The sequence below is a fragment of the Cyanobium sp. LEGE 06113 genome, from assembly GCF_015207615.1.
Genome location: NZ_JADEWM010000001.1, coordinates 552,482 through 571,511, shown reverse-complemented (window position 1 = coordinate 571,511; position 19,030 = coordinate 552,482). Strand labels below are relative to the sequence as shown.

At 69.7% G+C, this 19,030-nt stretch carries 15 protein-coding genes and 4 pseudogenes; 7 read left to right on the top strand and 12 right to left on the bottom strand.

What is annotated here, in order from left to right; genetic code table 11:
• Window positions 1-2: 2 nt before the first annotated feature.
• The 3 genes from IQ220_RS02885 to IQ220_RS02875 form a co-directional block, all read right to left on the bottom strand.
• Window positions 3-1,031: a serine hydrolase gene (locus tag IQ220_RS02885; RefSeq protein WP_370566313.1), complete on the bottom strand. Its 1,029-nt coding sequence runs from the start codon at window positions 1,029-1,031 to the stop codon at window positions 3-5.
• Between the two features lie 104 nt (window positions 1,032-1,135).
• Window positions 1,136-1,927: an RNA methyltransferase gene (locus IQ220_RS02880; RefSeq protein ID WP_370566300.1), complete on the bottom strand. Its 792-nt coding sequence runs from the start codon at window positions 1,925-1,927 to the stop codon at window positions 1,136-1,138.
• The gene (locus IQ220_RS02875; protein WP_193912900.1) at window positions 1,924-2,301 is read right to left on the bottom strand and encodes a cytochrome c; all 378 of its coding nucleotides are present in this window, start codon (window positions 2,299-2,301) and stop codon (window positions 1,924-1,926) included. Before IQ220_RS02875 ends, IQ220_RS02880 begins: the two co-directional genes overlap by 4 nt.
• 135 nt (window positions 2,302-2,436) lie before the next feature.
• On the opposite strand from IQ220_RS02875, the gene petG reads away from it, so the two are divergent.
• Window positions 2,437-2,550, top strand: a complete 114-nt coding sequence (gene petG / locus IQ220_RS02870; protein WP_186700639.1) for a cytochrome b6-f complex subunit V — start codon at window positions 2,437-2,439, stop codon at window positions 2,548-2,550.
• 78 nt (window positions 2,551-2,628) lie between these two features.
• Here the strand turns inward: petG and IQ220_RS02865 are convergent.
• The 7 genes and pseudogenes from IQ220_RS02865 to IQ220_RS02835 all read right to left on the bottom strand — a co-directional run.
• Window positions 2,629-3,129: pseudogene (locus IQ220_RS02865) on the bottom strand (RsmD family RNA methyltransferase); the annotation flags it as partial.
• Window positions 3,126-3,769 (bottom strand): annotated as a pseudogene (gene hisH, locus IQ220_RS02860) (imidazole glycerol phosphate synthase subunit HisH). The pseudogenes IQ220_RS02865 and hisH, both read right to left, overlap by 4 nt.
• Window positions 3,766-4,839, bottom strand: coding sequence for an LOG family protein (locus tag IQ220_RS02855; protein WP_193912902.1), 1,074 nt, complete (start codon window positions 4,837-4,839; stop codon window positions 3,766-3,768). The pseudogene hisH and the gene IQ220_RS02855 overlap by 4 nt, the downstream one beginning before the upstream one ends.
• 55 nt (window positions 4,840-4,894) lie before the next feature.
• A complete protein-coding gene (trxA, locus tag IQ220_RS02850; protein WP_186697001.1) occupies window positions 4,895-5,218 on the bottom strand; it encodes a thioredoxin in 324 nt (107 codons plus the stop codon).
• 165 nt (window positions 5,219-5,383) lie between these two features.
• Complete coding sequence (locus IQ220_RS02845) at window positions 5,384-6,547, bottom strand: GuaB3 family IMP dehydrogenase-related protein (protein WP_193913155.1); 1,164 nt, start codon at window positions 6,545-6,547, stop codon at window positions 5,384-5,386.
• Between the two features lie 68 nt (window positions 6,548-6,615).
• Window positions 6,616-7,185, bottom strand: a complete 570-nt coding sequence (locus IQ220_RS02840; protein WP_193912904.1) for a CAAD domain-containing protein — start codon at window positions 7,183-7,185, stop codon at window positions 6,616-6,618.
• 70 nt (window positions 7,186-7,255) lie between these two features.
• A complete protein-coding gene (locus IQ220_RS02835; protein WP_193912906.1) occupies window positions 7,256-8,410 on the bottom strand; it encodes a homocysteine biosynthesis protein in 1,155 nt (384 codons plus the stop codon).
• 106 nt (window positions 8,411-8,516) lie between these two features.
• Between IQ220_RS02835 and gyrA the strand changes: the two are divergent.
• Both gyrA and crtL read left to right on the top strand, forming a co-directional pair.
• A pseudogene (gene gyrA / locus IQ220_RS02830) lies at window positions 8,517-11,197 on the top strand (DNA gyrase subunit A).
• An 11-nt stretch (window positions 11,198-11,208) separates the two neighbouring features.
• A pseudogene (crtL, locus tag IQ220_RS02825) lies at window positions 11,209-12,545 on the top strand (lycopene beta cyclase).
• A gap of 28 nt (window positions 12,546-12,573) precedes the next feature.
• Here crtL and IQ220_RS02820 read toward each other — a convergent pair.
• Window positions 12,574-14,142 carry a glycoside hydrolase family 57 protein gene (locus IQ220_RS02820; protein ID WP_193912908.1) on the bottom strand — a complete coding sequence of 523 codons (1,569 nt, stop codon included), beginning with the start codon at window positions 14,140-14,142 and terminating at the stop codon, window positions 12,574-12,576.
• 72 nt (window positions 14,143-14,214) lie between these two features.
• Here IQ220_RS02820 and IQ220_RS02815 point away from each other — a divergent pair, with 72 nt between their 5' ends.
• The 3 genes from IQ220_RS02815 to IQ220_RS02805 all read left to right on the top strand — a co-directional run bounded on the left by IQ220_RS02815 (window position 14,215) and on the right by IQ220_RS02805 (window position 17,395).
• Window positions 14,215-14,832 (top strand): NYN domain-containing protein, encoded by a 618-nt coding sequence (locus IQ220_RS02815; RefSeq protein ID WP_193912911.1) that lies wholly within the window; start codon window positions 14,215-14,217, stop codon window positions 14,830-14,832.
• A gap of 67 nt (window positions 14,833-14,899) precedes the next feature.
• Window positions 14,900-16,543 carry a 2-isopropylmalate synthase gene (locus tag IQ220_RS02810; RefSeq protein ID WP_193912913.1) on the top strand — a complete coding sequence of 548 codons (1,644 nt, stop codon included), beginning with the start codon at window positions 14,900-14,902 and terminating at the stop codon, window positions 16,541-16,543.
• A gap of 3 nt (window positions 16,544-16,546) precedes the next feature.
• On the top strand, window positions 16,547-17,395 hold the full coding sequence (locus IQ220_RS02805; protein ID WP_186696992.1) for a carbohydrate ABC transporter permease: 849 nt from the start codon (window positions 16,547-16,549) through the stop codon (window positions 17,393-17,395).
• Window positions 17,396-17,413: 18 nt separating this feature from the next.
• On the opposite strand, the gene IQ220_RS02800 is transcribed toward IQ220_RS02805, so the two are convergent.
• Window positions 17,414-17,854: a hypothetical protein gene (locus IQ220_RS02800; protein ID WP_193912915.1), complete on the bottom strand. Its 441-nt coding sequence runs from the start codon at window positions 17,852-17,854 to the stop codon at window positions 17,414-17,416.
• Window positions 17,855-18,002: 148 nt separating this feature from the next.
• Here IQ220_RS02800 and galE point away from each other — a divergent pair, with 148 nt between their 5' ends.
• Complete coding sequence (galE, locus tag IQ220_RS02795; RefSeq protein WP_193912917.1) at window positions 18,003-19,028, top strand: UDP-glucose 4-epimerase GalE; 1,026 nt, start codon at window positions 18,003-18,005, stop codon at window positions 19,026-19,028.
• Window positions 19,029-19,030 lie beyond the last annotated feature (2 nt).

Below are 19,030 nucleotides of genomic sequence, written 5' to 3'. Positions count from 1 at the left end.
CGTCATCGGCGGCCCACGAGGGTTTTGGCGGCCTCAGCGGCCATGGAGCGGATCAGATCGGCGGAGCGGGGGTCGTTGAACGGCCCCTTCACCATGAAGGCGGCCACGGCGCGCTGGCCGGTGGGCAGGTGGATCAGGGCGGCGTCGGAGTAGGCGATGCCGATGTCGCCGGTCTTGTTGTAGGCGGTCACGCCGAAGCTGAGCAGTTCGCTGTCGGGATCGGATGCGTCCTTGCCCAGGCCCTGGAGCAGGCCCAGGGGGATCAGAGTGTCGGTGCGGGAGGTGGCCATGATTTCGCGAAACAGATCCCGGGCCCGGGGGCTCAGTTTCTCGCCCGTGTCCACCAGGGCGATCGAGCGGGCCAGATCCCGGGCGCTGGTGGTGTTGGTGCCATCGAGATCCGGCAGCCAGTTGTTCACGACTGTGGCGGGCAGTCCGAGAGCCTGAAAGCGGGTGTTGAGGCTGGTCTTGCCCCCCAGCCGTTTGATCAGCAGGTTCGTGGCGCTGTTATCACTCACCCGGATCATCTCGGTGGCCGCCTCGAAGAATGGGAAGCGGGTGCCCACGGGCTTGCTCGCCATCCAGCCGGCACCGCCGCCCACCAGCTCCTTGGTGAGGGGCAGGGGCTCATTCCAGCGGATCTTGCCGCCATCCACGTCCTCCAGGCCCGCCAGCAAGATGGGTGTCTTGATCGAGCTGGCCGCCGGCAGGGGCTGATCCGCCGCCAGCTGGGCGAAGCGCCCATCGTCCAGCACCAGCAGAAAACCGCTGGCCTGCAGACCTTTCTGGGCCGCCGCCAGCTGGGCCCAGCTCTTGCTGAGGGCGGTGAGCTCCTGCTTCGGTTGGAAGCGTCCCGGCTTGAGCGCCTTCCCGGCTGGTGGTGCGCCCGCCGGGAGGGCGCCTGGCGTGGTGGCAGAGCCGCCAGGGGCTGAGCCCCCACTCGGGATCAAGACGGGCAGGGTGCCGTTGACCACGTAGGGGGCCAGCAGTTTCAGGCCCGTGCCGGCCAGAATTCCAAGACCCACTCCCATCACGGTGAGCCGCAGCAGCAGCCGGAGCGGTTGTCCCCACCCCGCGCGGGGGGCCTGGGGGGGTCGGCCAGCAGTCAACGCGGTTCGGAACGGGTGGCCCGACGCTAGGGGTCTGGCCCGCCCTTGCCAGCCGGGGGGATGGCGCCCTGTTGGCTGGCCCAGCGCAGCTGGCGCACCATCCCCCGCAGCAGCGCGGTGTCTTCACTGCTGGGGGTGGCGCGCTGCAGCAGGGCCCGCAGCTTGGCCATCCGCGCCCGGGCGGTGTGGGGGTAGAGGAAGCCCACGGCCAGGAGCAGAGCCTCCGCATCGCTGAGCAGATCCTCGAGCTCGCCGCGCCGGCAGGGCTCCCGGCTGGGCTGGCCTGCCGCCGGGGTTCCGCCGAGGCCCCGCCAGGCCTGCAGGGCGAGCGCCACCGCATGGGAGAGGTTGAGGGAGCGGTAGGGGGTGGCGGTGTCCAGTTGCAGCAGGCAGCCGGCCTGCAGCAGTTCATCGTTGCTGAGGCCCCGGTCTTCCCGGCCGAACACCAGCGCCACGAGCTTGTCCGCGGGCCCATCGGCCAGCCAGGTCAGGGCCGGAATGGCCCCCAGCAGCGGCAGGGGCTCCCCCTCGCCGCGACCGCTGGTGGCGACCACCCGGTGGCAGTCGGCCAGGGCTGCCGCCAGGTGGGGGAACACCCGGGCCCGCTCCAGATGGGCCACCCCGTGCACGGCCATGCGGCGGGCCTCCTCGCCGAGAGGATCGCAGCGAGGGGCCACCAGCCGCAGTTCCTGAACGTCGAAATTGGCGCAGAGGCGGGCCACGCTGCCCACGTTGAGGGGGCCGGCAGGCTCCACCAGCACCACCGCCAGCGGCGAGATCCCCTGCCGGGGAGGGCTCGCCTCGGGGGGCTGCGTCACACCAGCCCGTTCAGGTAGGCCAGCAGGTCGGCCATGGCCTGGGGTTCGGGCTGGAAGCGCGGCATCGGCGGCGTGCGGCCGCTCACCACCTGTTGGATCAGCTGGCGCTGGTTCTTGCGCTGGGACACGCCGTGCAGGTCGGGGCCCACCAGGCCCTGGGCGGCAATGCCGTGGCAGCCGCTGCAGTTGAGCCTGAACAGCTGGGCGCCGTGCTCCACCGACCCGCGCAGTTCCAGGGTCTGGCGGGTGTAGGGGTCGCGGCTGGAGGCCGGCAGCACCAGCAGAGCCACCACCACGCAGGCCGCCGCCGCCGCCAGCACGAGGGCCGCCACCAGGCCCCGGGGGATGGCGGGTTGGGCGATCTGGCCGGTCATCGAGGCGGGTGGGGGCTGCAGGACAGGAAAGCGGGTCTAGGGGAGTGGCGAGGCAGGATCAACGTTGCCATTGCCTTCCCCAACAATGGCGCTGCCCATGGGAAGATTGTGGACTGAGGCCTGTTGCGCGTCCCCATGATCGAACCCCTGCTCTGCGGCATCGTGCTCGGCCTGGTCCCCGTGACGCTGCTGGGTCTGTTCGTGGCCGCCTGGAACCAATACCGCCGCGGCAGCGCCCTCGACGCCTGACGGGCCCCAGGGCCTCAGGATGATCACGCTGGTGGAGCCGTAGCGCCGCTGCTGATCAAGGCTCCATGTCGGTGGCACGGCAGGTGCATCGTCGCTGGCGCATTCCAGCAGCAGCCTGCCGTGGCCGCTGAGCCACCCCCCTTTGGAGATGGCCTGCGCCAGGGCTGGGTACAGCCCGGCCCGGTAGGGCGGATCGGCGTAGATCAGGTCGAAGGGCTGGCCCTGGCAGCCCCGCTGCAGCCAGCGCACCACCTCGCAGCAGTGCACCTGCACCCGGCCCATGCCGGGCTCAGGCCCGCCCTCTACAACGGGCACACCGCCCAGCACCAGCTCCAGGTTGCGCCGGGCCAGGGAGGCCAGGCGGCGATCCTGCTCCACGGCCACCACCAGCCGGGCACCGCGCTGCAGGGCCTCGCAGGCCATGGCGCCGCTGCCGGTGCAGAGATCAAGCCAGCGGCAGCCGTCCAGCTCGGGGGCCAGGTGATTGAGCACGGCCTGCCGCACCCGCGACGGCGTGGGGCGGGCCTTGGCTCCAGGAGGGCTTTCGAGCTTGCGGCCGCCGCTGAGGCGCAGGCTCACGGTGTCCGCTCCACGCCACGGGCCTGCTCCAGCCACTCCAGCCAGCGCCGCAGCATCGCCTCGCCCGCCTCCGCCGACTTCTCGGGGTGGAACTGGCAGGCGGCGATCGCTCCCTGCCACACCGCCGCGCTCACCAGCTCCCCCGCCACGCTCACCCAGGCGGTGGTGCAGGCCGGGTCCAGGGGATCCGCGGCGTAGGAGTGCACGAAATAGACCCAGGCTTCAGGGGCTTCGGCGGGCAGGAGCGGACTGGCCCGGCCTGGCACCAGCGGCTCCCAGCCCATGTGGGGGATCGGATGGCCCGGCTTGCGGGGCAGGGCCCGCACCCGGCCGGGGATCAGCCCCAGGCCCCGGGAACGGCCCTCGTCACTGGTCTCGAACAGCAGCTGCAGGCCCAGGCAGATGCCCAGCAGGGGGAGTCCTGCGCCGCACCAGTGGCGGGTGGCGGCGGCGAGCCCGCTGCTCTCCAGCCGTTCCATGGCCGGATCAAAGGCCCCCACGCCCGGCAGCACCAGGCGTCACAGCCCTGCATCTGCTCGGCGGCCTGCACCGGCACCACGGCGGCCCCCAGGCGCTCGAAGCCCCGCTGCACCGAGTGCAGGTTGCCCATGCCGTAGTCGATCAGGCCGATGCGGGTCATGCCGGCTCCTGGCTCGGCAGCTCCACCGGGAGGTCTGAGGGAACGTCCATGGCGTTGAGGCTATCGATCAGCTGATACAGCCGCCCCATCCGCCGCCTGTCGAAATGAAAGCGCAGACAGGGCCGCAGAAAGCCGCGCTGATCGATGCTTTCGGCGGCCTGAATGCTGCCCTGGTCCACCAGGTCGTCGTAGCTGAGGTTCAGCTGGCGCAGCTGCTCCGCCGTGAGGGAGGCGTTGAGCAGCAGCTCCACCCGGTCCCGCTCCAGGGTGGCGGCGTGGAAGCGGCGGTAGAAGCGCTCGATCTGGGCCATGGCCGCCTCGGCGCTGTCCGTGAGAAACAGCAGGGAGGTGTCCTCCGGGGAGATCAGCCCCCGTTCCTGCATCGCGTTGAGGCTGTGCTCCTGCCAGCTGAGCCAGAAGGGGTCGTCCGGGGCGGCCAGCAGCACCAGCGGGATCGGAGGGGTGCGACCGGTCTGGATCAGCGTGAGCGACTCGAACAGCTCGTCGAGGGTGCCGAAGCCACCGGGCAGCACCACCAGGGCATCGCTCTCCCGCAGGAAGAACAACTTGCGGGTGAAGAAGTAACGGAAGTGCAGCAGCCGTCCGTCACAACTGCTCACGATCGGATTGGGATGCTGCTCGAAGGGCAGGTCCACATTGAGGCCGATGCTGCGCTCACAGCCCGCGCCCCGGTTGGCGGCCTCCATGATGCCGCTGCCGGCGCCGGTGATCACTTCAAACCCTGAGGCCACGGCGGCTTCGGCCAGCTGCTCAGCCAGCTGGTAACTGGGATCATCCAGCTCGGTCCGGGCAGAGCCGAACACCGACACCTTGCGCACATCCCGGCGAGGACGGAACACCGCCAGGGCTTCACTGATGTCAGCCAGGGTGCCTTCGACAATGCGCCAGGCCTCGGGCTCCTGCTCCTGCCGGCAGATGTCCAGAAGGGATACGAGGGCCCGGTCGATCAGGCGCCGCTGGGGATGGTTCCGGCTCACGGCCGCGATCGCATCCAGGGGGCTCAGGCCACCGGCCCTGGTGGCGGGCTGGATGGGCCCGGAACCGCTCATGGGTTGGAACTCAACACAGGGGCGAGGCCCCTGAGGGGCTCGAAGCGGGCCCGCTTCAGAGGTATTTGGAGATGGTGCCGGAGAGGGTGGTCTTGGGGACGGCCCCCACGACCGTGTCCACTTTCTGACCACCCTTGAACACCATCAGGGTTGGGATGCTGCGGATGCCGTACTGACTGGCGACGTTGGGGTTCTCGTCGGTGTTGAGCTTGAACACCTTGATCTGGCCCTCGAACTCCTTGGCGATTTCGTCCACGATCGGCGCCACCATCCGGCAGGGGCCACACCAGGGCGCCCAGAAATCCACCAGCACGGGCACGTCGCTCTTGAGCACGTCCTGTTCGAAGGAGGCGTCGGTAACGGCGGCTGCGCTGGACATCCTTGTGGTGATCGGGTTTCTGCAATCTAGCAAGGGCCGTCTGATCTCCCCTGACGAGGCCAGACAAGCGTTGCAGGGCGTTAAGGACAGAAGGCCCGGACGTGCCGGGCCGGAGGGTGTGAGGAGTGTGCGAGCTGTGAAGCCCCCACGGTTTCAAGATAGGACTTACTTGCCCATGCCCAGCTGCTGGGCCTTCTGGTACACCTTGCCCTCGGTGAGCAGGGACGGGGCCACCACCACCTCCACCTGCTGCATCTCCTTGAGGGTGCGGGCCCCCAGGGTGCCCATGGAGGTGCGGATGCAGCCCAGCAGGTTCTGGGTGCCGTCGTCGAGGCCCGCCGGACCCCGCAGGATCGTCTCGAGGCTGCCGGTGGTTCCCACCTGGATCCGGGTGCCCCGCGGCAGCACCGGGCTGGGGGTGGCCATGCCCCAGTGGAAGCCCCTGCCGGGGGCTTCGCTGGCCCGGGCGATGGGGGAGCCGATCATCACGGCGTCAGCCCCGCAGGCCAGGCACTTGCAGATGTCGCCGCCGGTGACGATGCCGCCGTCCGCCACCACCGGCACGATCCGGCCCGTCTCGGCGGCGTAGTCGTCGCGGGCGGCGGCACAGTCGGCCACGGCCGTGGCCTGGGGGATGCCGATGCCGAGCACACCGCGGCTGGTGCAGGCCGCACCCGGCCCGATCCCCACCATCACGCCGGCGGCGCCGGCCCGCATCAGCTTCAGGGCCACCTCATAGGTGACGCAGTTGCCGATCACCACCGGCACGCCGAAGTCGCGGCAGAGGGCCTCGAGATCGAGGGTCTGCTGGCCCTCAGGCCCCACGTGCTCGGTGCTCACCACCGTGGCCTGCACGAAGAACAGGTCGGCACCAGCTTCGGCGATCGCCTTGCCGAAGCGGATGGCGGCCACCGGGGTGGCGCTCACGGCGGCGATGCCGCCCTGGCCCTTGATCTCCTTGATCCGCCGGCGGATCAGGTCTTCCCGCACCGGCTGGCTGTAGAGCTCCTGCATCAGCCCAACGAACTCACTCTTGCCCACGGCCGTCATGCGGTCGAGCACGGGGTTGGGGTCGTCGTAGCGGCACTGCACCCCTTCGAGGTTCAGCACGCCCAGGGCCCCCTGGCGGGTCAGTTCCACGCACATGCCCACGTCCACCACGCCATCCATGGCACTGGCGATGATCGGGATGTCGCGCTTGATCCCCCCCAGAGTCCAGCTGCTGTCCGTCACCGAAGGGTCCACCGTGCGGCCGCCGGGCACCAGGGCGATCTCGTCGATGCCGTAGGCGCGACGGAGGGTTCGGGAGCGGCCCAGCTGGATGTCCACCGGAAACTGACGTATTGGGGTCAAGCTATCAAGTGGTCTGACGAGCTCAGCCGCCGCCAGGCAGGCCTTCAGCCGCCGCCGAGGAACGACTCCCAGCGCTGCCTGAGGCCGGCCACGAGCTCGCGGCGCTCGCTGCTGCGCAGCAGTTTGGGCAGGCCCTTGCGCAGCACCCAGATCACCCCCACCAGCTCCAGCAGGCCGGGCACGAGGGGCAGGCCGTTGAGTGCGCCGAGCAGGGAGGCGTAGATCCGCAGCACCAGCACAACCGCCACCACAGCCAGCAGGGCCGTGAGGGGTGTGCGGGACTGCTGCCAGATCCGCTGCAGCTCGCCGCTGGCCAGCCAGTCCTGCAGTTTGCCGCTGAGCAGGGCCCACTCGCCCCCCTCAGCGCCGTCGGCGTCCGCGCCCTCCAGCGGCGGCACGGTGATCGTGGCGGCGATGCTGGGATCGAGTGCGGGGCTGGGCTCCGGGGACACCCCAGGAGCTGCCGCGGTGACGCCCGCATCGGGGGGGATGGCCGCCGGCTCGGCAGGCGGGGGGCTCTCGGGTTGAGGCGGCTGCGGGATCGTCTCTGCCGAGCTGTCTGCGGCCCCGCTCTGCTCAGCCCCGCTCTGCCCAGTCTTGTTCTCCTCAGCCATGGCCCTCCGGCAACCGTGCGGTGATCGTGGTGGGGGGGAGCTTAAGCGTGGTTGCCGTGGTGGTCAGACATCAGGGATCGAGCGGCAGCTGGGCGGATCGGCTGCCCAGGGCCCGGCTGGGCAGACGCAACGGGAAACGGCCGGCCTGCAGGGCCTCCAGCAGCTGCTGGGCGATCTCCTCGGCCAGGCGGGGGCTGTGGGTCGGCGCACAGCGCACGGGGCGGTCTCGCAGCCGGAAGCTGCCCTGGGTCAGCTCGGCGTAGCTGACGCGCCCGAAGGCCGGCTTGACCCGCCTGGGCAAGGCCAGATCCAGCACCGTGGCCGCGAGCTCTGAGGCCCCGGCCGCAGCCTGGCGGGCGCCATTGAGGTGGAGCAGGGGCACCGGAGCTGCGATCGCCACCAGCAGGGCACCGCCATGGCCCTCGAAGTGAGCGGCCCGGAGCCAGCGGCGATCGAGGCCATGCAGATCCACCGCCACCGCCACGGCGGCTCCGGGGGTGGTGGCATGGCCGCTGGCCTGGCGCCGCGGGCTTGGCTGGTGGCCGCTGCCACTGCCCATCACCCAGCCGATGCTGCCGGCCACGAGCACAGGGGAGCCCGGCCCAAGCAAGCTCAGGGCGGGCATGGTGAGGCCGATGCTGCCGGCGCCACCGCAGCTGTACAGGCCTGTGGTGAAGGGGCCCAGCAGCGGGCCGAAGGGGCTGTGGCACACCCCGGGGGCGCTGCTCACCGCCACCACGCCGTTTTCGACGATGGCGCGGTGCAGCAGCAGACGTCCGGCACCGATGCGCTCCAGGTTGAGGTCGGTGTGGAGCTCCCGCCTGGGGTGCAGGGGTGTGGCCTCGCCACTGGCATCGAGGGGGAGGGTCTGCCCCGCCAGCAATCGATCCAGCACGGTGGCACCACTGAGCCGGTCGGGGTCCGCCAGGCCGCCGCCGATCGGTAGCACCAGTTCGCCGCTGCCGCCGCTGGCCAGGCCGCTGACGCCGCCCAACTGGACGCTGTGCAGCCGGATCGGCGGATCACTGGGGCCCAGGGAGAGGTGCAGGGACGCCTGGTCGGTGAACACCGCATCGGCGGCCACCACCACATCGGTGCTGGCAAAGGCCGCTTCGAGGCCCTCCTGCCGCACCAGGCGGCGGTAGGCGCTGGCACGGCGCACCCGCAGGTCGCCGCGCTGCTGCCGCTGCTGCAGCTGGGCTTCGCTTCGGATCGGTGGCTCCATGGTCGGTGGCCTCAGCGGCGGGGGTCGGTGGCCTCAGCGGCGGGCGGGGCCCCGGAACAGCGGGCACAGCTGTCGATAGGATGGGGGGTGTTGAAGGTTGCTCTGCATGGCGGATCCCACCGGACCGAACAACTCCGGTGACTCCGGCTCCAACGGTGATTCTCGGATCATCCAGACGGACCTTCGCAACGAGATGTCGCGCTCCTACCTGGAGTATGCGATGAGCGTGATTGTGGGCCGGGCCCTGCCCGATGCCCGCGATGGCCTCAAGCCCGTGCATCGCCGCATTCTCTATGCGATGTACGAACTGGGTCTCACCAGCGACCGCCCCTACCGCAAATGCGCCCGCGTGGTGGGTGAGGTGCTCGGTAAGTACCACCCCCACGGGGATACGGCCGTGTACGACGCCCTGGTGCGCATGGCCCAGGATTTCAACATGCGCATGCCGCTGGTGGATGGGCATGGCAATTTCGGTTCGGTGGATGGTGACCCACCGGCCGCCATGCGATACACCGAATCACGCCTGCAGGCCCTTACCACAGACGCTCTGCTGGAGGACATCGAAGCCGAGACGGTTGACTTTGCCGACAACTTCGATGGTTCCCAGCAGGAACCCACGGTGATGCCGGCGCGGATTCCCCAGCTGCTGCTGAATGGGTCCACGGGGATCGCCGTGGGCATGGCGACCAACATCCCGCCCCACAACCTCACTGAATTGATCGATGGCCTGCTGGCCTTGATCGAGGATCCTGCGCTCAGCGAGCAGGCCTTGATGGCCATCGTGCCGGGGCCGGACTTCCCCACCGGTGGCAGATCCTGGGCCGCCGCGGCATCCGCGAGACCTACACCACCGGGCGCGGTTCGGTGACCATGCGCGGTGTCGCCTCGGTGGAGACGCTGGAAGTCAAAGGACGTCCTGACCGGGATGCGGTGATCATCACCGAGTTGCCCTTCCAGACCAACAAGGCGTCGCTGATCGAGCGGATCGCCGAACTGGTCAACGACAAGAAGCTGGAGGGGATCTCGGACATCCGGGATGAGTCGGATCGCGATGGCATGCGCATCGTGATTGAGCTCAGACGCGATGCCTACCCCCAGGTTGTGCTCAACAATCTGTTCAAACTCACGCCACTACAGAATAATTTCAGTGCCTACATGCTGGCCCTGGTCAAGGGTGAACCAGTGGTGCTCACCCTGCACAAGATGTTGCAGGTTTTCCTCGATTTTCGAGTCGAAACGATTGAGCGGCGCACCAGATACCTGTTGCGCAAGGCAGAAGAACGCGACCATATCCTGCTCGGCCTGCTGATTGCTCTCGACAGCCTCGATGCGATCATCGCCCTGATCCGAGCGGCCGCCGACACGGCCTCGGCGCGTGCCGAATTGGTGCTTCAGTTTGGCCTCACGGAGATTCAGGCCGACGCGATTCTGCAGATGCAACTGCGCCGGCTCACGGCCCTGGAGGCCGACAAGATCCGGCTGGAGCACGAAGATCTGCTCGCCAAGATCACCGACTACAAAGACATCCTGGCCCGGCGCGAGCGGGTGTTCGGCATCATCACCTCGGAGCTGGGGGCGATCCGCAGCCGCTACCTCTCGCCGCGCCGCACCGAGATCCTCGATCTCGAAGGTGGCCTGGAAGACATCGACCTGATCGCCAACGAACGCTCGGTGGTGCTGCTGACCGAAACCGGCTACCTCAAGCGGATGCCGGTGAGTGAGTTCGAGGCCACCAGCCGGGGCACCCGCGGCAAGGCCGGCACCCGCACTCAGGGCGAGGAGGCCGTGAAGCTGTTCATCAGCTGCAACGACCACGACCATCTGCTGCTGTTCAGCAACCGCGGTGTGGTCTACGCGGTGCCCGCCTACCGGGTTCCCCTCTGCAGCCGGGCGGCCAAGGGCACGCCGATCGTGCAGATGCTGCCGATCCCGCGGGAGGAGCAGATCACCTCCCTGCAGGCCGTGAGTGCCTTTACCGAGGATGCCGTGCTGGTGATGCTCACCAGTGGCGGCTACATCAAGCGCACCCGCCTCTCCGCCTTTGCCAACATCCGCTCCAATGGCCTGATCGCCATCTCGCTGGAAGACGGCGATGACCTGCGCTGGGTGCGCCTGGCCCTGCCTGGCGACAGCGTGCTGATCGGCTCCCTCAAGGGCATGACGATCCACTTCCGTCTCAGCGACGAGGAGTTGCGCCCGCTGGGCCGCACGGCGCGCGGTGTGCGGGCCATGCAGCTGCGTGCCGGCGACCAGCTGGTGAGCATGGATGTGCTCTCGGCCGAACTGGCTGACCGGGTGGCCAACAGCAGCAGCGACGAGGAGCCGGCGGCCGATGACCTGCCGGTGGAGGTGGCTCCGAGTGAGGGGCCCTGGGTGCTGGTGGCCAGCGCCGGAGGCCTCGGCAAGCGGGTGCCTGTGGATCAGTTCCGGTTGCAGAAGCGGGCCGGCATGGGCCTGCGGGCGATCAAGTTCCGGGTGGATGGCGACGTGCTGGTGGGGCTCAAGGTGCTGGGAGCCGGCGAGGAGGTGCTGCTCGTGACCGAGCGAGGGGTGATCGTGCGCACCGAGGCCGATGCCATCCCTCAGCAGTCGCGGGCGGCCACCGGCGTGCGGCTGCAGCGGCTGGATCGGGGCGACCGCCTCGTGGAGATGGTGCTGGTGCCTCCCGCCCTGGAGGACGAGGAGGAGCTGGCAGAGCCCGGCACGGAGCAGGCCACCTCTGCTGACGCCGCTTCCGAGCTGGTGGACGCTGCTGAATCAGAGGGCGGCGACCAGGAGCTGACCTGATGCTGGGGGCCATGGCTCTACCGCTGGCGGCGGAGCCAGCCGAGGGCGCCCTCTGCGCTGAGGTGCTGGTGCTGGGGGCTGGACCGGCCGCCTGGCGATCGCTGCGGCGCTGGTCGAGCAGGGGGTGGCGGTGGCGCTGCTCTGCCCCGGCGATCCCCAGGCCGCCTGGCCCAACACCTATGGGGTCTGGGGCGATGAGGTGGATGCGCTCGGGCTGGGGCACCTGCTGGAGCACCGTTGGCAGCACACCGTGAGCTACTTCGGCCCCGGATCCCCCGATGCCGCCGACTCCGCCAACGCCCCCACGCCGCACAGGCGTGACTACGGGCTGTTCGACAAGCAGAAGCTCCAACACCACTGGCTGGAGCAGCTCCGCCGCGGCGGCGTGCCCTGGCATCGCGGTGAGGCGGTGGCCGTTGAGGTCGCGCAGAACCTTGAGCCGGGCCGTGCCGGCGCCCCCCCGGGGAGCTGCAGCGTGGTGACCCTGGCCAGCGGTGAGGTGCTGCGGGCGCGGCTGGTGGTGGATGCCAGCGGCCATGGCAGCGCCCTGATCGGTCGCCCCAGCGATGGACCGGTGGCCGGCCAGGCCGCCTATGGCGTGGTGGGGCGGTTCACGGCTCCCCCGGTGGAGCCCGGCCAGTTCGTGTTGATGGACTTCCGCTGTGACCATCTCCCCCTTGAGCAGCGCCAGCAGCCGCCCACGTTTCTCTACGCGATGGATCTGGGCGACGGCCGTCACTTCGTGGAAGAGACCTCCCTGGCCCTGGCGCCGCCGCTGTCGTTTGACACGTTGCGGCAGCGACTGCAGCTGCGCCTGGCCCATCGGGGCCTGGCCATCCGTGCCGTGGAGCACGAGGAGTTCTGCCTGTTTCCGATGAACCTGCCGCTGCCGGATCTGCAGCAGCCCCTGCTGGCCTTCGGCGGCGCGGCCGCCATGGTGCATCCGGCCAGTGGCTACCTGGTGGGGGCGTTGCTGCGCCGGGCTCCCGAGCTGGCTCAGGCCCTGGCCGGGGCTCTGGCCGATCCCGCCGCCTCCCCCGCCAGCCTGGCGGCCGCCGGCTGGCAGGCCCTCTGGTCCCAGCCCCTGCGCCGCAAGCATGCGCTGTATCAGTTCGGCCTGGAGAAACTGATGCGCTTCCCCGAGCAGCGGCTGCGCCAGTTCTTCGCCACCTTCTTCGCCCTGCCCAACGAGCAGTGGCATGGCTTTCTCACCAACACCCTGAGCGTGCCTGAGCTGGTGGCGGCCATGGTGCGTCTGTTTCTCACGGCGCCCCCGGGCGTGCGGCTGGGCCTGATGAACCTGCAGGGGCGGGAGCTCGCCCTGCTCGCCCGCCTGCTGCGCCCCTAACAGGTCCCCGGTCGTTCAGCTGGGCCCTTCAGCCTGGCGGGGCCAGCCAGTCGGCGGCATTCAGCTCCGGCAGCAGGGCGTCCTCGCGCTGCACCGCCTCCAGCCAGCCCGGTGGCAGCTCGGCGCCGCTCTCGATCGCATTGAGCAGCCGCCAGAAGCGGTCGAGGTGGCGTTCGATCCGCTCCTGCGCCAGCTCGGTGGTGGTGCCGGCCCGCAGGATGAAGCTCCAGTCGGAGCTCTGGGCGAGCAGCAGCTCCCGCCCCGCCTGGGTGAGCAGCTGGCGGTGCAGCTGGCTGCCCACCCCCTGGCCCACGCGCCGCACCATGGCCCGAGAAGCGCGCTGCCATTGCGGCACCACCCAGGCATTGGCGGGGTTGAGCCAGTAGTTGTGATAGCCGCCCTCCCCCCAGCTACTGGGGGAGGGGCGCACCACCTGCAGCGGCCGTGCCTGGGCCAGCACCTCCCGCAGGGTCACCAGCTGCACGCCCATGGCGGCGGCCTGGCGGAACAGGCCGGCCAGGAACTGGGGCCCCTCAAACCACCAGTGGCCGAACAGCTCCGCATCGAAGGGCGCCACCAACAGCGGGGTCTGCTGCATCGACCGCGCCAGATCCACCAGCTCCCGCCTGCGGCCCCGCAGGTAGTCGCGGGCATGCTCCTCCACCTGCTCCAGGGCGGCCGCGGGCTCGTAGGGCTGTTTCTGATCCAGGCGACTGCCCCGCTGGCTGACGCGGTGCAGCTTCAGGCCCAGGGGCCTGCGGCTGGTGATGCCCTCGCCCCGCAGCAGGTCCTCGTCCAGATCCCAGCCGAGGTCGCGGTGGAATTCCCGGTAGACGCTGTCGCCGGGGTAACCCTCGCGGGCGCTCCACACCGGCAAGGTGGCGTTGCCGTCGCGGCCGAAGAAGGCCACCCCCGCCGGACTGCAGATCGGGGCGAACACGCCGTAGCGCGGGCGGGGCAGGCCGTGCAGCAGGCCGTGGCCATCCAGCACCGAATAGCGCAGGCCCACGGCCGCCAGCTGCCGGTCGAGGTCCTCGTAGTAGGCGCACTCCGGCAGCCAGATGCCCAGAGGGGCCTCCCCCAGCTGGCGCCGGTGCTCGCGCACGGCATTGATCAGCTGGGCACGCACGGCCTCCGGCACCTGCCGCAGCAGGGGCAGGTAGCCGTGGGTGGCGCCGCAGGTGATCAGGTCGAGCACCCCCAGCTGTTGCAGCCGGCGGAAGCGGGCCACCAGATCGCCCCCGCAGGCCTGCCACTGCGCAGTCACACCCTGAAGCTGCTCAGCCAGAGCGGTGGCGGCGCCGCGCAAGTGCCGGGGCGCGTGCTCAAGCAGCCGCAGGCGCACAGCCAGCCAGCCGCTGAAGCGGGCATTGAGCTCGCCATCGGCCATCAGGCTGAGCAGGGTGGGGGAGAGCCCCAGGGTGAGCCGGGGGTGCTGGGCCGGATCGGCCGCACCGGCCTCGAGGCTGGCCAGCAGCGGCAGGTAGCACTCCTGCAGGGCCTCGAAATACCAGTCTTCCTCCAGGGAGCCCGGCTCGCTGGAGCGCACGTAGGGCAGATGCGCGTGCAGAACAAGGGCCAGTTCCCCAGTGGCCATGGCCTGACTGCGAGATTGGCACTGTAGATGCAGTCTCTGTTGCACCCCTCTCAGCGGTCCTAGGGTTTTTTGATGGAGAACCCGCTCGGCGCCCGGTTTGAACCGCGACTGCGGCAGCTGGTGCTGGCCGTGGACGGCCACAGCATGTTCTACGCCCAGCAGAAGCTGGGCTGGTTCTTTGATCCGCGCCGGCTGCTGGTGCATGCCGCGGCCCAAGCGGGTCTGGAGCTGGCGGGTGCCTTCTGGTATGCGGGGCTCAAGGACCCCTCCGACCAGCGCCCCTTCCGCGATGCCCTCACCAGCCTGGGGTTCACGGTGCGGACCCGGCCCCTGCGGGAGCTGACGCCCCCGGACTCCCCGCGCAGGCCTGCCGAACCCAGGTCGCTTGAGCCACGGCCTGCGGAGCCCAAGCAGTTCGTGCGCGCCAATCTCGACGTGGAGGTGGCCGTGGATCTGATGATGGTGGCGCCGCGCACCGATGAGGTGTGGCTGCTCAGCGGCAGCCGCGATCTCGACCGGCTGGTGGAGGTGCTGCGGGCCCAGGGGCTGCGCATCACCCTGATCAGCACCGAGGGCATGGTGGCGCGGGAACTGCGCAATGCCGCCGACGGGTTTGTGGATCTGTCCAGCCTGCGGCCCGTGCTGGAGAAGGCCGAATCACTGCAGCAGCCGGTGTTCCTGCGCAACTGAGGGGGCCGGCGCCCTGCCAGCCCATACAATGCATTAACTCATAGTCACTACGGATAGAGCCGCCGTTATGGCCCGCGACCCAGGCCGTGTCCTGATCTTCGACACCACGCTGCGCGATGGCGAGCAGTCTCCCGGTGCCAGCCTCAACCTGGAGGAGAAGCTGGCCATCGCCCAGCAGCTGGCCCGCCTCGGTGTGGACATCATCGAGGCCGGCTTCCCCTTCGCCAGCCCCGGCGACTTCAACGCGGTGCAGCGCATCGCCGAGAGCGTCGGCAGCGCCGAGGGGCCGGTGATCTGCGGCCTGGCCCGCGCCGCCGCCGGCGACATCAAGGCCTGCGCCGATGCGGTGGCCCCCGCCGCCCGCCGCCGCATCCACACCTTCATCGCCACCAGCGACATCCACCTCGAGCACAAGCTGCGCAAGAGCCGCGCTGACGTGCTGGCGATCACCGCCGAGATGGTGGACTATGCCCGCTCCCTGGTGGACGACGTGGAGTTCTCCTGCGAGGACGCTGGGCGCAGCGACCCCGCCTTCATGTATGAGGTGATCGAGGCCGCCATCGCCGCCGGCGCCACCACGATCAACATTCCCGACACGGTGGGCTACACCACTCCGGCCGAGTTCGGCGAGCTGATCGGCGGCATCAACGCCCACGTGCCCAACATCGACCAGGCCGTGATCTCCGTGCATGGCCACAACGACCTCGGCCTGGCGGTGGCCAACTTCCTCGAGGCCGTCAAGAACGGCGCCCGCCAGCTCGAGTGCACGATCAACGGCATCGGTGAGCGGGCGGGCAACGCCTCCCTGGAGGAGCTGGTGATGGCGCTGCATGTGCGCCGCGCCTACTTCAATCCCTTCCTGGGGCGCCCGGCCGAGAGCGGCGAGCCGCTCACGGCGGTGCGCACGGTGGAGATCACCAAGACCTCGCGGCTGGTGAGCAACCTCACCGGCATGGCGGTGCAGCCCAACAAGGCGATTGTGGGCGCCAATGCCTTTGCCCATGAGTCTGGAATCCACCAGGACGGCGTGCTCAAGAACCCGCTCACCTACGAGATCATCGACGCCCGCACCGTGGGCCTGGCGGACAACCGCCTCTCCCTGGGCAAGCTCAGCGGCCGCAGTGCCTTCCGCGCCCGCCTGGAGGAGCTGGGCTACGAGCTCGACCGGGATGATCTCGACGATGCCTTCGCCCGCTTCAAGGAGCTCGCCGATCGCAAGCGCGAGATCACCGACCGCGACCTCGAGGCGATCGTGAGCGAGCAGGTGCAGCAGTACGACGAGGGGCGCTTCAGCCTCAAGAGCGTGCAGGTGAGCTGTGGCACGGGCCTGCAGCCCACCGCCACTGTGACCCTGCTCACCGCCGACGGCGCCGAGATCAGCGAGGCCGCCATCGGCACCGGACCGGTGGACGCCGTGTGCCAGGCGCTCAACAATCTGGCCCGGGTGCCCAATGCCCTGGTGGAGTTCTCGGTGAAGAGCGTCACCGAGGGGATCGATGCCATGGGCGAGGTGACGATCCGGCTGCGGCATGACGGGGTGCTCTATTCCGGCCATGCCGCCGACACCGACATCGTGGTGGCCTCGGCCCAGGCCTTCGTGAATGCCCTCAACCGGCTGGTGTCGGGGAGCCAGAGCCAGCCGCTCCATCCCCAGAAGGCGCCCCTGCCCCAGCTCGGCGATCTGCCCCTGGCCGATCGGCCCAGGGTGTAGGCGATGGGCTCAACCTCTGCCGGCCAGGGCCGTTCGCTGCTCACCTCCGCCCTGCAGCTGGGATTGCTGCTGCTGGTGGCCCTGGCCATGCTGGTGCCGCTGCTGTGGCTGGTGAGCACCTCCCTGAAGGGTCCCGCCGAGAACATCTTCACCAGCCCGCCGGCCCTGCTGCCCGCCGAACCCAGTCTGGAGGCCTACGGGCGGCTGTTCGCCGACAACCCCATGCTCACCTATCTGCTGAACAGCACGGTGGTGAGTGCCCTGGCGGTGCTGGCCAACCTGCTGTTCTGTTCCCTGGCGGCCTACCCCCTGGCCCGCCTGCGCTTCGCGGGCCGGGGCCTGGTGCTGGCCCTGGTGGTGGCCACGATCCTGATCCCCTTCCAGGTGGTGATGATCCCCCTCTACCTGCTGATGGTGCAGATCGGCCTGCGCAACACCCTCTGGGCCCTGATCATTCCCCAGGCCGCCACCGCCTTCGGCATCTTCCTGCTGCGCCAGAGTTTCCTGGGCGTGCCGGTGGAACTGGAGGAGGCGGCCCGCAGTGATGGCTGCACGCCCGTCGGCGAATGGTGGAACGTGATGATCCCAGCCGCCCGGGCCGATCTGATCACCCTGGCGATGTTCGTGTTCATCGGCACCTGGAGCGACTTCCTCTGGCCCCTGGTGATCCTCGATGAGCCCAGCCTCTACACCCTGCCCCTGGGCCTGCAACAGCTGGCCAGCAGCTTCTCGCTCGACTGGCGCCTGGTGGCGGCGGGGGCGGTGGTGTCGATCCTGCCGGTGCTGGCCCTGTTCATCGGCCTGCAGCGCTACATCCTGCCCAGTGCCAGTGGCGATGCGGTGAAGGGCTGAGGCAGGCGAGCCTGGCGTTCAGGGCTGGGGCGTTTCCGGTGCCGCCGGTTCCGGGCTGGCCGGGGGGGTGACGGGCGGCGGCGGTGCCGTGGGTCTGGCGGTCGAGCTGGGGGCGGCTCTCTGTTTGATCCGGCCCAGTTCAGCCTTGAGGGCTGCGGCTTCAGCACTGAGCACCTCGATGCGGGAGGAGTTGCGCTCCACCACCTGCAGCCGCTCCACGGTGGAGCGCAGCTGCTCCTCCAGCCCGGTGGTGCGATCCAGGGCACGGCTGTTTTCCAGCCCCTGCAGGCGTTCCTGCAACTCAAGGATCTGCACGCCCTGCTGGCGCGTCTTCCCCACCATCACCAGGAACAGCACGGCCAGCAGCACCGTGCTGCCCGCCTGCAGCCAGTTCACCCAGTCGGGCAGCTGGGGCAGGGGCCGGATTTTGGAAGCCGAAGCACCCGGGAACGGGGCCATCGAGAACGTCTCCTGCTGAGGATGGACCGCGCCAGCAATCCTGCCGGATCGGCCGGGTGATTGCATCTTCTCAGGGGGAAGGCGGTCCGGACCAGCTGTTGATCGATGCCCCCTGGGTAGGTTGCGACCAACTGACCGTTCCGGGGCCATGACCATCCTCGTGACCGGCGGCGCCGGCTACATCGGCAGCCACACCGTGCGGGCCCTGCAGCGCTCCGGCCAGCCCGTGCTGGTGCTCGACAACCTGGTGTATGGCCACCGGGCCATCGCCGAGCAGGTGCTGCAGGTGCCCCTGGCGATGGGGCAGCTGGGTGATCGGTCCCTGCTCGATGCCCTGCTGCAGGGCTCCCATCCGCAGCTGCCGGCTGGGCCGGTGCGGGCCGTGCTCCACTTCGCCGCTTACGCCTACGTGGGCGAGAGCGTGGTGGATCCCGCCCGCTACTACCGCAACAACCTGGGCGACACCCTGGTGTTGCTGGAAGCGCTGCACGCCGAGGCCCAGCGCCGCGGCCAGCCGATCCCGCTGGTGTTCAGCTCCACCTGCGCCACCTACGGCATCCCCGCTGCCGATCAGATTCCAATCAACGAGCGCTGCCCCCAGGCGCCGATCAACCCCTACGGCCGCAGCAAGTGGATGGTGGAGCAGCTGCTGGCTGACTTCGGCGCCGCCTACGGCCAGCCCAGCGTGATCTTCCGCTACTTCAACGCCGCCGGTGCCGATCCCGCCGCCGACATCGGCGAAGACCACGACCCCGAAACCCACCTCATCCCCCTGGTGCTCGAGGCCCTGGCCGGCCGCCGCACGGGCCTTCAGGTGTTCGGCCGCGACTACCCCACCCCCGACGGCACCTGCATCCGCGATTACATCCACGTGGGCGACCTGGCCGCCGCCCATGTGCTCGGCCTGGAGCGGCTCCTCGCCCAGGGCGGCCAGCACACCTACAACCTCGGCACCGGCAGCGGCTATTCCGTGCAGCAGGTGATCAACGCCGCCTGCGAGCTCACCGGCTGCAACCTGCAGGTTGTGGACGCGCCCCGCCGCCCGGGGGATCCCGCCGAGCTGGTGGCCGATGCCTCCCTGGCGATGGCGGAGCTGGGCTGGACGCCGCAGCGCTCCGATCTGGCCACGATCCTTGCCGACGCCTGGGCCTGGCACCAGCGCCGCCGCGGCTGAGG

Coding starts and splice junctions, on each gene's coding strand:
- IQ220_RS02885 (WP_370566313.1), bottom strand. CDS start 1,031: ATGGGAGTGGGTCTTGGAATTCTGGCCGGCACGGGCCTGAAACTGCTG.
- IQ220_RS02810 (WP_193912913.1), top strand. CDS start 14,900: ATGGCCCGCGACCCAGGCCGTGTCCTGATCTTCGACACCACGCTGCGC.
- IQ220_RS02855 (WP_193912902.1), bottom strand. CDS start 4,839: ATGAGCGGTTCCGGGCCCATCCAGCCCGCCACCAGGGCCGGTGGCCTG.
- IQ220_RS02820 (WP_193912908.1), bottom strand. CDS start 14,142: ATGGCCACTGGGGAACTGGCCCTTGTTCTGCACGCGCATCTGCCCTAC.
- IQ220_RS02875 (WP_193912900.1), bottom strand. CDS start 2,301: ATGACCGGCCAGATCGCCCAACCCGCCATCCCCCGGGGCCTGGTGGCG.
- IQ220_RS02800 (WP_193912915.1), bottom strand. CDS start 17,854: ATGGCCCCGTTCCCGGGTGCTTCGGCTTCCAAAATCCGGCCCCTGCCC.
- trxA (WP_186697001.1), bottom strand. CDS start 5,218: ATGTCCAGCGCAGCCGCCGTTACCGACGCCTCCTTCGAACAGGACGTG.
- IQ220_RS02835 (WP_193912906.1), bottom strand. CDS start 8,410: ATGGAGCCACCGATCCGAAGCGAAGCCCAGCTGCAGCAGCGGCAGCAG.
- petG (WP_186700639.1), top strand. CDS start 2,437: ATGATCGAACCCCTGCTCTGCGGCATCGTGCTCGGCCTGGTCCCCGTG.
- IQ220_RS02805 (WP_186696992.1), top strand. CDS start 16,547: ATGGGCTCAACCTCTGCCGGCCAGGGCCGTTCGCTGCTCACCTCCGCC.
- galE (WP_193912917.1), top strand. CDS start 18,003: ATGACCATCCTCGTGACCGGCGGCGCCGGCTACATCGGCAGCCACACC.
- IQ220_RS02840 (WP_193912904.1), bottom strand. CDS start 7,185: ATGGCTGAGGAGAACAAGACTGGGCAGAGCGGGGCTGAGCAGAGCGGG.
- IQ220_RS02815 (WP_193912911.1), top strand. CDS start 14,215: ATGGAGAACCCGCTCGGCGCCCGGTTTGAACCGCGACTGCGGCAGCTG.